General features: G+C 49.7%; 9 protein-coding genes. 7 read left to right on the forward strand and 2 right to left on the reverse strand.

The annotated features are described in order from the left end of the window. Positions 1-349: 349 nt before the first annotated feature. The 7 genes from HMPREF9453_RS02485 to brxL all read left to right on the forward strand — a co-directional run bounded on the left by HMPREF9453_RS02485 (position 350) and on the right by brxL (position 11,500). On the forward strand, positions 350-2,758 hold the full coding sequence (locus HMPREF9453_RS02485) for a U32 family peptidase (RefSeq protein ID WP_008858989.1): 2,409 nt from the start codon (positions 350-352) through the stop codon (positions 2,756-2,758). Then, complete coding sequence (locus HMPREF9453_RS02490; protein WP_008858990.1) at positions 2,759-5,107, forward strand: endonuclease MutS2; 2,349 nt, start codon at positions 2,759-2,761, stop codon at positions 5,105-5,107. Between the two features lie 1,504 nt (positions 5,108-6,611). Continuing rightward, entirely contained in the window at positions 6,612-7,217 is a 606-nt protein-coding gene (locus HMPREF9453_RS02500) for an RNA polymerase sigma factor (protein ID WP_008858991.1), read from the forward strand. 124 nt (positions 7,218-7,341) lie between these two features. Next, positions 7,342-7,548 (forward strand): DUF2922 domain-containing protein, encoded by a 207-nt coding sequence (locus tag HMPREF9453_RS02505; RefSeq protein WP_008858992.1) that lies wholly within the window; start codon positions 7,342-7,344, stop codon positions 7,546-7,548. Positions 7,549-7,562: 14 nt separating this feature from the next. Continuing rightward, positions 7,563-7,790: a DUF1659 domain-containing protein gene (locus tag HMPREF9453_RS02510; protein WP_008858993.1), complete on the forward strand. Its 228-nt coding sequence runs from the start codon at positions 7,563-7,565 to the stop codon at positions 7,788-7,790. 959 nt (positions 7,791-8,749) lie between these two features. After that, positions 8,750-9,841, forward strand: a complete 1,092-nt coding sequence (locus tag HMPREF9453_RS02515; RefSeq protein ID WP_008858995.1) for a hypothetical protein — start codon at positions 8,750-8,752, stop codon at positions 9,839-9,841. A 183-nt stretch (positions 9,842-10,024) separates the two neighbouring features. Then, entirely contained in the window at positions 10,025-11,500 is a 1,476-nt protein-coding gene (brxL, locus tag HMPREF9453_RS02525) for a protease Lon-related BREX system protein BrxL (RefSeq protein WP_008858996.1), read from the forward strand. Positions 11,501-12,751: 1,251 nt separating this feature from the next. Here brxL and HMPREF9453_RS02530 read toward each other — a convergent pair. Further along, entirely contained in the window at positions 12,752-13,027 is a 276-nt protein-coding gene (locus tag HMPREF9453_RS02530; RefSeq protein ID WP_008858997.1) for a helix-turn-helix domain-containing protein, read from the reverse strand. A 41-nt stretch (positions 13,028-13,068) separates the two neighbouring features. Beyond that, a complete protein-coding gene (locus HMPREF9453_RS02535) occupies positions 13,069-13,338 on the reverse strand; it encodes a DUF7724 family protein (RefSeq protein WP_008858998.1) in 270 nt (89 codons plus the stop codon). Positions 13,339-13,672 lie beyond the last annotated feature (334 nt).

Below are 13,672 nucleotides of genomic sequence, written 5' to 3' on the forward strand. Positions count from 1 at the left end.
ACCACCTTCCCCCCGGCGGGGGGACTTTATTCTTCGCTATGCGTTAGCTTTATTCTTCCCCCGCTTGCGGGGGAAGTCCGGCGTACCCGGATAAGGGGGAGGCGAGCGCAGCGAGCCAATCAGCAGAATGCTTATTACGTCCTATGACACAGAAAGGCAAATCTCGTAACGCTGACTTCATACTCATCGCCCGTAAGGGCGATACCATAACCCTCGGCCTGAAAGGCCGTCAAACTTAAGAACCCTTGGGCCGAAGGCCCATCCATCCTAAGAACCTTTCTCTCTGAACCAGCCTGCCGAAGGCCGGTCTAACTTAAGAACCCTTTTTATCATACACAGGAGGAATACCATGGAATTACTGGCACCGGCAGGATCGCCGGAACATTTGAGAGCAGCCCTGGATGCAGGGGCTGATGCGGTCTATCTGGGTGGCAAACTTTTCAGCGCCCGCCGGTTTGCCGGTAATTTTTCCAATGAGGAGCTGAAGGAGGCGGTACGGGAGGCCCATCTCCATGGGGCCTGTGTCTATGTGACGCTGAATACCCTCATTGGCGATGTGGAAATGAAGGATTTACGGGACTATCTTTCTTTCCTCGATACCATCAAGTTGGACGGGCTTCTGGTGCAGGATCTGGGAGTGGCGGCCCTGGCCCGCAGGCTGGCGCCTTCCATTCCTCTCCATGCTTCCACCCAGATGACTATTTCAAATCTGGATGGTGCCCTGTTCATGAAGTCCCTGGGATTCCAGAGGGTGGTGCTGTCCCGGGAGCTGTCCCTTCCGGAAATTAAAAACATTGTGGAAAAATCGGGCGTGGAAATCGAAGTTTTTGTTCACGGGGCGCTGTGCGTGTGCTATTCCGGCCAGTGTCTCATGAGCTCCTTTATGGGCGGCCGCAGCGGCAACCGCGGTGCCTGCGCCCAGCCCTGCCGCATGCCTTACCATCTGGTGGATGAAAAGGGTCAGGCGCTGAACCATAGGGGAAATTATATTTTAAGCCTGAAGGATATGCTGGGCATGGAGCGGATTTCCGATTTCCTCTCCGCCGGCGTATCGTCCCTCAAGGTGGAAGGCCGTATGAAGAGCGTGGAGTATGTGTATAACACCGTATCCGCTTACCGCCGGGCCATTGATGAGGCGGAGCGCGGGAGAAAGACGGATACGGCGCCTCTGGTGAATATATTGAAAGAGGAGTTCAACCGCGGCTATGCGTCTTCCTATCTGGATGACCACATCGGCAGTCATATGATGACAGCCCTGGCGCCGGGCAACCACGGCGTGGATGCCGGAAAGGCGGAGTCCATCAAAGGCAGCTTTTTCAGCTTCCGCAGCGGGGGAGACTTTTCCCGGGCTGTGGGGGTTTCCTATGAAACGAACCACCAGACCATGGCCTTTGTGCCGATGAAAGATGTACGGCAGGAGCGGGATGGCCGTTTCTCCGTCCGCTTTACGGAAAGACCGAGGGATGGGGGCCAGATGTACTTTGTGGTGGAAGGGGAAAAGCACTCCACCGCCATGAAGGATGTGAAGGGAAAGATACCTCTGTCTCTTTCCTTTAAAGCGGTTCCCGGCGAGCCCCTTGTCCTTACTGCATGGGACCAGGAGGACCACAAGGTGAGCCTTTCGTCTGACTATATTGCAGAAAAGGCCAATTCCCGGGTGACTGCAGAAGAGGACATAGAAAAGCAGCTGGGCCGTCTGGGAAATACCTGGTTCACCCTGAAAGAAGCGTTTATCAGGAATAAGGGATGCATGGTGCCGAAGAGCCTTTTGAACCATATGAGGCAGGAGGCGGTGGAACAACTGTCCGTCCTGCGGGAAAAGGACCATGAAAGGGACATCCCAAAGCAGGGGAAGGTTACCTTTTCTCCCCTTATTTCTGCGCCCCTTCCCGAGGAAAAGCCCCATGCAGTGCTGCGCACCGTTTCCCTGGACCAGGTGGAGGAAGGGCTGGCCCTGGGTGTTTCCCATTTCATCTTCGGCGGAGAAACATACGACCATTCCTCTGTGAGGGTAGAGGAATATAAAAAAGCCCTGTCCCTGGTAAAGGAAAAGGGCGGCATCATGATTTTTGCCCTGCCCAGGGTGGTGCGGGAGAAGAACAGGGAGAAGGAAGACCGTATGCTGACCCGTCTGGCCGCCCTTTCTCCTGACGCCATGATGGCGGAGTATTCCGGTGTTCTGAAGGTCTGGCAGGAAGAGGGATGGACGATTCCTCTTCTGGCAGGCACTTCCTTTAATCTTTTCAACGGGGAAGCGGTGAAAGAAATCGAAGGCTTTGGCATGAAGGGCGCCATGGTGTCGGAGGAGGCTACCATGCCCCAGATCCGGGACATGGTGAAAATGGCGTCCATCCCTCTGGCTGCCCTTGTGTATGGGCGCACGGAAATGATGGTTTCCGAGTACTGCGTCATTAACAGCGTTATGGGGGACAAAGACAAGAACCACTGCCCTCAGTACTGCAGGAAAGGCTCCTATTTCCTGGAAGACGGAAAGGGAGGCCGGTTCCCTGTGAAGACCGATGAATGGTGCCATATGCATATCTTAAATTCCCATGTACTGGATATGGCGCCCTATTTAAATGAATTGAAGCGCACAGGCCTTACCGGCTTCGTGCTGGATATGAGAGCGGAAAAAGACCAGGCCCCTGTGATTTCCGAATATATGGATATTCTTGGCGGCGTAAGACAAGCACCCTCTCCCTCTTCCCAAAAGGAGAAGGAATTCACCCGGGGGCACTTTTTCAGAGGAGTATTATAAATGGAAAAAGACATACTGGAAATACTGGAATTTGATAAAATCAGGGACAGGCTTGCCGAGCTGGCACCATCGGTGCTGTCGAAGAAAAGGGCCCTTTCGCTCACTCCCTCCTATGTGCCGGAAGTGGTGGAGAAAAGCCTGCAGGAAACAGACGAAGCATCGGTGCTTCTGGAAAAGGAAATCACCACGCCCCTGGGGGAAACCCATGATATTCCGGGCCTTTTGAAGAAAGCAGAAAAAGGCAGCATTCTCACGGCAAGAGAGTTCCTCGATCTGGCCAATTCCCTGGACACATACAAGAAAATGCATCACTATTTTGAAGGGGAACGCCATCTGCAGTACCCGGCGCTGGAAGAAATTTCCTCCCTTATCGTGCCCCAGGAAAGCCTGATTTCCCATATTTACCGGGTCTTTGACGAGCACGGAGAGGTGAAGGACCAGGCCTCCTTGAAACTGTACCGCATCCGCACCCAGAAGGAAACGGTGAAGTCAAGAATCCGCCGTTCCTTCCAGCATATCCTTCAGGATAAGGACATGGCGCCCTACCTGCAGGATGCCATTATCACCCAGAGAAACGGCCGCTACGTGGTGCCGGTGAAGGAAGAATACCGCTATAAATTCAGCGGCATCGTCCACGACCGCTCCTCCACAGGCCAGACCCTTTTCATGGAACCCATGGCTTCCGTGGAACTGAACAACGATCTGGCGGAAATGACGGCGGCGGAAAAGCAGGAAATCCAGGACATCCTGCAGAACCTGACAGACGAGGTGAAGAAGACGGTGGAAGTGACGGAAAATAACTGCCGCCTGGCTACGGATATGGAATTCATCTTCACCAGGGCCAGACTGGCTCTTTCCATGAAAGCCGTCAAGGCCCGCCACTCCGAAGGAGTGCTGGACCTTCGTAAGGCCCGCCATCCTTTAATCCCTGATGATAAGGTGGTGCCTGTGTCCATGACCCTGGGCAAAACATTCCGCATCCTCGTCATCACAGGCTCCAACGCCGGCGGCAAAACTATTGCTATCAAGACCGCGGGACTTCTATCCCTCATGAACCAGGCGGGCCTCTTCATTCCGGCGGAAGAAGGGTCCATGCTCCCCGTGTATGAACATATCTATGCCATCATCGGCGATGAACAGAGCATCCAGGATAACCTCTCCACCTTTTCCAGTTACATTACACAGCTCGTTTCCTTCCTTCCATCGGCAGGACCAAAGGATCTGGTGCTGCTGGACGAACTGGGCTCCGGCACAGATCCTGTGGAAGGCGCTGCCCTGGCCCAGTCCGTTACGGAATACCTCCAGATGGAAGGGGTACCGGCCATCATTACCTCCCATTTCAGTGAAATGAAGAAACTGGCCTATGAAACGAAGGGAATCGAAAATGCTTTCGTGGAATTCGACGAAAAGACCCTGGCTCCCACCTACCGCCTCATTATCGGGGTTGCAGGAAACAGCAACGCCTTCAACATCTGCCGCCGCTTCGGCATGCCCGATATGATTCTGGGAAGGGCCATCCAGCTCAAAAACGAATCGCCCCTCCATAACATGGAAGAAGTCATGGAACGCCTCAACCAGCAGAGTCGGGACCTGAACAAAGAAAAGGACCGGGTGGACAAAACCCTGCATCAGGCGGAAGAACTGAAAAACTCTCTGGAAGACGCCAGAGACGAATTTTACCGGCGGAAAGACTCCATCCTTGAAAAGGCAAGAGAAGAAGCGGAAAATATGAAACGGGACCTCCGGGTGCAGTCGGAAACCATTATCAAAGATTTGAAGAAAAACGCCGCCGCTTTGAATAAAAACAAACTGGGCGACAAGATTTCCGACATCCGCGGCCGGATCGACGGCCTTGCTGTGCCGGGCAGAGAAAACAGGAGAGACCCCCTTCCCAAAGACAAGATCCGGAAAGGGACCTATGTGTACATCGACACCATAGACAGCGAAGGCACCATTGTTTCCGTCAGCAGAAACCAAGTATCTGTCCAGTGCGGCCTCATCCAGGTCAAAGTCACCCCGGAACACCTCTTCAAGGCTAAAAAGCCAAAGAAACAGGAGAAAATCCTGCCCTATGCCCATAAAAAGACACTGACCCGCTCCGTGGCCCAGGTGCATACAGAACTGAACATTATAGGGAAAACAGTGGACGAAGCCATCCCCGAAGTAGACCGCTTCCTCAACGACTGCTTCATGGCCGGCATCTCCCCGGTGCGCATCATCCACGGCAAAGGCACCGGAAGCCTTCGAAGAGGCGTGCAGGACTACCTCAGAACATTAAACTTCGTCACCGACTTCCACGAAGCTGACCCCACCAACGGAGGCGCCGGCGTGACGGAAGTGTACTTCTGAGAGTTTGGACAAGCCCCTTTTGGGGCTTGAGGGTTCAAAAGGTCCAGAGTGTTCAAAGGGGAGGCGAGAAGAAATTAAGGCAACATCGGTCGTTGGATGGCCCCTTGACTCCTGTCATTCTGAACGCAGTGAAGAATCTCGGTACGTGGCAAATATGAAGCCATAGGAATTCATGCAGGGGCCTGGTACCTGGAGGACACTTCCTGCCGACTGGTATTTACCGGCATTCCTCTCACTTACTATTCTTACCAAGATCCTTCGCTTCGCTCAGGCTGACGGTGGGAGGCGGGAAGAAATCGAGGCAGCACCGGTCATGGGATGGCCCCTTGACTCCTGTCATTCTGAACGCAGGGAAGAATCTCGGTGCGTGGCAAATATGAAGCCATAGGAATTCATGCAGGGGCCTGGTACCTGAAGCACACTTCCCGCCGACTGGTATTTAGCAGCGTTTCCCCTACTTACTGTTCTTACCGAGATCCTTCGTTTCACTCAGGATGACGAGTGGGAGGCGGGAAGGAGCCTGCCCACAAAAGGTCTTTCCTATTCATTTTGAGAGCGTTGAGATTGGCGCTATGCAGGAACAGGGCGGACCCTGGATTACAGCGGCATGGCCTTATCATAGCAGCTTGAAGCCTCATTATACTTTTTCATCTGCTTTGAATAAAAGTCTCCCAGTGACAGCAAGCATACGGGGTGGTCCGGACGCTCGTTCAACGCTGTGGGAGAGGAAACTACGCTTCCATAACTTGCCTCCCACTGCCTGTAAGGGAAGCGATAATCATCGGACTATCATATTTTTTCAAAAAATTTTTCTAAGCGGGGGTCTAGAGATGGAACTTTCAACGATATTAATAATAGAGGGATGAAAAGACCTCATGAGATGATGAATCTGATTTCCAAACGGCCATCCTCCATATCCGCGGTAAGGAGAAGGGCAGGGGAGAGAAGAGACATCAGGGAATTCCACTTTTTATCCCTCTGCTTCTGGAAACCCGGCCGGGAATCAGAAGGAAATGTAAGAAAAATGAAGACAGAAAAGCAATAAGGAAGAGCGATCGCAGGACTTTCCTCTCTCTGACGACATGATCCGAGCAGCACCCACGGAAGTGGGAGGGCCAAGGCGCGGACGCCTGATTCATTGGTTGAACTTACCTGGATACTCCCCTGATAGGCTTTTCTGTCTTTTTATTGCCTGATTTCATTTGGTTTCAAAAACCTGTCAAGTCCGCTGTTTTATTTTTTAGCGCCCATTTGCTCCGATTTTATCGGAGCTTTTTAGCTTGTTAAAGAAATTGAATGTTTTTATCCTTTCAAGATGCAGGAAAGAGTGAAAACATAGTTTCGGATTTTGTGAAAGAGTGAAATTTATCCTTCAGGAAGTTCGAAGCGATTTTTATGAGTAAAAAATGAGAAAAATACGACCATAAGTCGAAAAAAGCCATGCTATAGTATGGCCAGCCGGTAAATACATACCGGAGCGCGCTTCGGAGAAAGTAGATTTCTCATGAAAATTGCATATGAACACGACTATATTGATTCTCTTGTTTTGAAAGCACGGCAGGGCGATGACAGGGCGAAGGAGGATTTGTGCAAATGCTTCCGTCCTCTGGTATACAAGCTTACAAAAACCGCTTATGAGACCATTGAGTACGAAGACATGGCCCAGGACCTGTGGGTGGTATTTCTGGAAAAACTTTCTCTCTATGATGCAGGAAGGGGGCTTCCTTTCCCGGCCTATATGAAGAGACATCTCACCTATGCCGCCTTGAATTACATGCGGCAGCATGAAATGCTCCTGAAGCACAGCGGCATCAAAGATGGGAAAACGAAGGAGCTTCTCCTTTCCGGGGAAATCCGGCTGGATGGGGTTCGGCAGAACTGGTATGAAATAGGGGAGCCGTCCCTTTCCGAAAAGGAAGTGAACGCACTGATTCACGGATTCCATCTCACAAAGAGGCAGGAGGAGGTGCTCCGCCTCCGCATGGAGGGATACTCCTGGCTTACCATCGGTGAAATTTGTCACATTTCCTATAAGAATGTGTACAAGCACAAACGGAAAATCCAGGCCCTGGCCAGAAATGATGAAAATTTCAAAAAATATTTTGCCTGAGGGGGTCTAGAAAAGGAAGTTACCCCGATTGTAGTACCAGAAGGGAGAAATGAGAAACAGAACAACCCCGGCGGCCGAGGGGTTGAAAAATCTGTAAGTGGTTCCCTTCGGAAAGGGGAGCGAAATGAAAACGCTCAATCTTGTATTCAGAACATCCGGTAAGTCCACAATGACTGTCACTTTGACCAATCCCAAGGACAGCCTCACCAGGGAAGAAGTGAACGCGGCAGCGGCCAAACTGATTCCCATTCTTATCACCCGCAGCGGGGCGGAAGTGACGGAGCTTGAAAAAGTCACCATTTCCACCACCACCACGGAAGAGTTGGCATAAGGAGGTGATCTATCATGGCTGCAACAAAAAACATGACTGATATCAAGCTGCAGGTCATCGTTGAAAATGGTACCACCGCAAGCGGCAAGAAAGCCACCAAAAACATTTCCTTCAACCAGATCAAGCTCAGCGCCACAGACGACGAGCTCCTGGATGCAGGAAAAGCAGTGGCAGGCCTTCTCTCCACCAGTCTCGCCGGCATGCGCCTGGTCAATACCTATGACCTCACCGATGCAGGATAAGACATGAAAAAATCCCCGCTCTCCATGGGCGGGGATTTTTTTATGTCTGCAGGAAATAAGGCTGATTAGATTCACATCATTTTATATATTACAAAAGAGTAGGTAAATGAAAGAGAAACGATAAAAACAAGAGCAAAGTAATAAATATCGAAATGAATCTGCCATTTTATCAGGATATTATAAATTCTTATATTTATTAATAAAAAACTTTCATAGTTATTCACACCAGAACAATCCTTCTTTTTCGAAACTGTGAATAACTGTATATTTAACCATTTTGATTAACTCTAAAAGAATATTCTTCATTTCCTATGTTTCAAAGAAATTTTTCCAAACTGGCAGTATATAGCGGTTTGCAGCGTAATGGATAATGCCAGCTAATGAAAAAACTGCAAGTTCCGATAATTTCAGCGGAAATAAAACTAGAAAGCCTCCATGCGGTAAATGAAAAATTATACAAAACTCACGCATAATATTAGAGAGTTCTATACCCCCGATACCGTGATATATACCCTATAAATACAGTATATTTGACAGTTGTACCTTGCGTTTGGTCCTTTACATTTTTTTACAAATCAAGTATGCTATTGTTAACGAATAAAGCCACTGTATTATATGGGGATATTAATACAGACTTTATCACTTTCGGATAAGAAATATTTCCACTTCCAGGGAAGTTTGGGTATATGGTGCCCTCCTCCAGCGCGGCTGTTTTTCCTGCAGTATACACTGTGCTTTGCCTGAAATGAAATATTTCCGAACAGGCGTTACAGTTTTCCTCTCGGTAGAAAGGAATCGGGTCGACGAGGGAAGGGAGTCCCTCACAATAGGAGGAGCAGGAATGATATGTGTAATTGTCAGAAAAGTGAGATGGTTTATCAAAAAAAGCAATGACATGATGAATAGGGGGGACTTGTTCGATTTTATCATCATTGTTTATTTTTTAAGAGGTCTAAATAATGAATAATAATATCAGAAAACTGCGATGTGTCATTCCGGACCGCACCGCAGGCAAATATCCAAGGTTACTTTCTTTATTTGACAATAATGAGGCCATGACACCGGAGTATAGCTCCATGACAACCTTTTTGAATCATCTCATCGGTGACATGGAATCACAGGGAATTTCAGTGGAGCGTTTTTCTCTGTTCAATACAAGCCGCGGCATTGCATATAAATTCTCGGATGGCCTCCTGCTGGTGCCCGTTCCTGTATACCAGAAAGGCGGAACAGGACTCTTTTCTTTCCATGATATTGAATCCGTTTTCAAAGACGTGGATGGCTGCGGCACCATCCAGCTCTATCAGCTGCAGGGGCAGAAGAAGCCTATGCTGATTCACACCGCCTGTAGTAGGGACGCTATTATGAAGCGGCTTGACTGTGCACTTGAAATTGCAGGCAACAGAAGCCCCGTGCATGCATGGGTTTATAATCCTGATGTGCAGGCCATGACAGATCGTCTTTCCACGGAAACCTATGGAGAGCCTCTTTGTGTATATTCCCCGGAAGCGGAAATTTCAGCAGAGGATATAGCCCGTAACCTTTCTGGAAAACCAAAGGCAGAACAGGCCAGAATCCTTGCAAATGTAATCCAGTCTCTGGGGTGGAATGCGCTGCAGTCTGATGAACGGAAACAATTTGTTCGTATGGTTGTGGATAAGGCCTTCCATGTGACAGCTGCGGCGGACATGGCAGCTATCGCATCACAGATTGATGAGGACTCTGCAGGAGATAAGAAAGAGGCTGAAAAGAGTTCCCATTCGCCAGAGCAGAAGAACGTATCTCTGCCGGAGTGGGAGAATCGGCTTATTTGGCAGCGGGATACAGAGACAGGACGGTCCTGCTCTCTTGAAAAAGCACGGGACTCTATGGAAAGGGATGATAGTGCATTTCGTTCCTGTTGGAGAAACATTATCTCCTACTTGAAGGGTAATGTGGTTGAAACCACGGAGGATACTTTCATTTCATCTGAGTACCATTATAAGATACCCTTATTCAGAAAAGATACGATTTCATCCGATGACGACGCAGTTTCATCGGATGACAAATAAGGAAGTTATTGAGGCTCTGCCGAAAGGCAGGGCCTTTTTAGCTGTAGAAACAGCTTCTCTTAATACCATGGCGACTACAGTGAAGAGGGGTAATTTTCCGGATGAAAGCAGCCGACGGCTGCTTTACAAGAAAAGGTGGAATGTAAATTTTAGATGTAAAATGAAAGGGGACGCCTTGAAAATGTGGCAGGCGTAGAAACCTGTTCACAGGATGCCAAAGCCCGCTTAAGGGAACGGGAGCTTCTCCTTTGCCGCATGGTGCCGCTGGTGGAAAACAATTTCAACTACTGTGAGCTGGGCCCCCGGAGTACAGGAAAATCCCATCTCAATAAGGAAGTGTCGCCGAACAGTATCCTTGTATCCGGCGGTCAGACCACGGTGGCGAATCTTTTCTATAATATGGCCAGTAAGCAGATAGGCCTGGTGGGCCTGTGGGACTGCGTGGCCTTCGATGAGGTGGCGGGCATCCATTTCAAGGACCACGATGGCATTCAGATCATGAAGGACTATATGGCCTCCGGTTCCTTCTCCCGGGGCAAGGAGGAAAAGTCTGCCTCGGCGTCCATGGTTTTCGTAGGGAATATCAACCAGAGCGTGGAGTCCCTGCTAAAGACGTCCAGCCTTTTTGCCCCCTTCCCTCCGGAAATGGGGGAGGACACAGCCTTTCTGGACCGTATGCACTGCTATGTGCCGGGTTGGGAAATATCCAAATTTCGGCCAGAACATTTCACCGACAGTTACGGCTTCATCACCGACTACCTGGCGGAGGTGATGCGGGAGCTTCGGAAAGTGGAACTGGGCGATGAAATGGACCGGTATTTTCACCTTGGCAGCAACCTGAACCAGCGCGACACTATCGCTGTAAGAAAGATGGTGGACGGCCTCATGAAGCTCATGTATCCCGACGGCCGTTTCACAAAGGATGAAGTGGAGAATATACTGAAACTATCTCTGGAAATGCGGCGCCGCGTCAAGGAACAGCTGAAGAAAATCGGGGGCATGGAATTCTACGATGTAAATTTCTCTTACATTGACAACGACAGCTTTGAAGAAAAGTACGTCAGCGTGCCGGAGCAGGGGAGCGGCAGCCTCATCCCCGACGGTATAGTAAGCCCCGGACAGGTCTACACCATCGGCACCTCCGCCGACGGCCGCATAGGCTGCTACCGTCTGGAATCCCAGATACTTGAGGGAAACGGGAAATTTGAAAAGACAGGCCTTGGCAGCGGCCACGAAGCCAAAGAAGCGGCCAATACCGCCTTCAACTACCTCAAAGCTAATGGAAAGCGTATCAGCGGTGCCATTTCCACGGACACCAAAAACTTTATCATCAATTACCAGGACCTGAACGGCATAGGCATGACCAGCACCCTGACCCTGCCCACACTGATTTCCCTTTCCTCCATCGCTTTGGGAAAACCGGTCATCAGCTCCGCCGCCGTCATAGGCGAAATCAGCATAGGCGGCTCCATCACCCGCCCCGAAAACCTGGCGGACATGCTGCAGGTGGCTTTAAACAGCGGCGCCAGAAAAATCATCCTCCCCATTACCAGCGCCGCCGATCTTTCCACGGTACCGCCGGAACTTATAGGCAGTTTCTCCCTGGTGTTTTATAAGACAGCGGAAGACGCGGTGTATAAAGCACTGGGCGTGGAATAGGGAAGTGGAAAGGGGATAAGAAAAAGGCAGTGAGGAAATAGAAAATCATTTCCTCATTGCCTTTTTGAGTTGTTCACAGGAAGTGGTCAATGGGGGAGTATCGGGAGGCTGCTTAGTAAATCATATTTCATTCCTTTCAGCTGCCCTGATGTCATTTTCATTATAGAAGTACCTCCAGATATTGACGGATGAATGTGTCCACATGGAAAAGGGGAGCGTAGGTCATGAGCCGGTTCAGGTCCTTGTCGGGGCGGGATATGTAATTTTTAAGGGCGGCCTGTAAATCCTGAATTTCAAAGGAGCTGCGGCTTCTGACCAGGTCGCAGATGGTTCTTTCAAGGTCGTAAACAGGTATGAGGTGGTTAAGGAAGCACTGATTAATTTATAGAGCTTTCTTTTATAAGAATTTTTATGCACTGTTTCGTCATGAGCTTCCTTAAATAGCTCGCTATTCGCGTCAGCCCATTCCTCGCATTGCATAAAAATTCAAGAATAAAAGCAAACAATGATTTAATCAGCGCTTCCTTAAAGGAGTTCCTGTATTCCATGCGTCCCAGGGATAGGAGGTCCTAGCGCAAGGAGGTCCTAGCGCAAAAGATAGAAATTTATTTATAAGTTTTACTTGCAATCCGGATGGCAGGCGTTTATAAAATAGATAAAGAAAGACGTCAGAACCTTCGCCCGTTTCGGTGGGGGGCTGGCGCCTTTTCTTTTTTTATAGAGCTTTTCTATTGGGAAAAAAACGTAGTTTCCATCGGGCCCGATGATTACGCACCGGCGGAGAGGGAATAGCGTAAGGATTAGTATCTTGTAGCCGGTAGCTTGCAGCTAGTTGCTGGGAGTGCCTTACGGCGCGATCGAGACCGGGACCGGGGCGCCTGGCAGCGGACTACCTCACTGTCATTTCGACCGTAACGCAGTGGAGTGGAGAAATCTCACTGCAAATTGGTGCAGGCCGCATTACGGTGGGAGATCTCTCAGCTCAGAGTATCAATGGAGCTCTGATACTTTTTTCCTCATACCGGTTCAGAGCTCCGCTCGAGATGACGTGTGAGGCGGCGCGGCCGGGATCGGAATCGGGATCGGGACCGGAACCGGGCTTTCCCTTGAAGCGGTGGAAAAGATGAAGGAGAGCATGGAATAAAAACTGTAAGCTGCATAGATAAAAAGAGCTGTGAGGAAATGTCATTTATTTCTTCACAGCTCTTTTGTGGTCATCCAGGACTAAGGGGCCGGGATGTTTTTTGCATGTCATGCAGTGGCGACTGTCAATTTTAAATCAAGGACCTGCATTAGTTTGATGAGGGTGTCCAGCTTAGGCGTTGTTTTGAGGGCCTCAATGCGGGCCACGGAGGACTGGGGGATGCCGCAGCGCTCAGCCAGAGCGCGCTGGCTCATTCCAAGTTCCTGTCTCCTTCCAATGATGGAGGAAACGATAGCACTGACTTCTTCGATTTCTTCCATGTTTCTCTTTTCATCTTTGCTGATGGACTTGACATGGTTTTTATAATCTTCCCAGGTTCTCATGACTCTTCCTCCTTTTGGCATCATCGGCCACTTTGCGCAGGTTAAGCATTTCTCAACCGTACCTCCTTTATGTCTTTCAAAAATGTGTCGGGGGAAATATATAAGTCTTTGAGGATAGGAATCAGGTCAATATATTCCTCTTCACTTTCTTTATTATGCCTGTACTTGGCCATGACTACCAGGTAACCATGGTCCCATTCTTTGATGGAAGTATAGCGTTCCAGTGAGTAGGGGGCTTTGAAACGGATCGTGTAGGGACCGTATTTGAATATGGTATAGTTCTTATCGTTACTTAAGTAAGCACATTCCATTTTTGGCACCTCCCTTGGAAACATCGTCTTTGGCTATATTATACAAAATTACAGGGGATGTTGGGAATAGTAAGAAGAAACTGGATGGACACGCCCTGCGGGCGTGAGGGTTGACGGCCCGCTGGGCCGAGGGTTGCTAGTGGCTAGTGGCTGGTGGCTGGGAAAATCAGCCACGGTGCAAACCTTCCCGCTGACTGGTATTTAGTAGCGTTTCCCCTACTTACTGTTCTTACCAAGATCCTTCGCTTTGTGGAGACCCTGCAGAGGGTCTCCAAGTCAGCCGAAGTTGGCCCGAGAAGAACGATGGTGAGTTTCATTGGTATGTTTACCCTCG

It is taken from the genome of Dialister succinatiphilus YIT 11850 (genome assembly GCF_000242435.1).
Lineage (GTDB): Bacteria > Bacillota > Negativicutes > Veillonellales > Dialisteraceae > Dialister > Dialister succinatiphilus.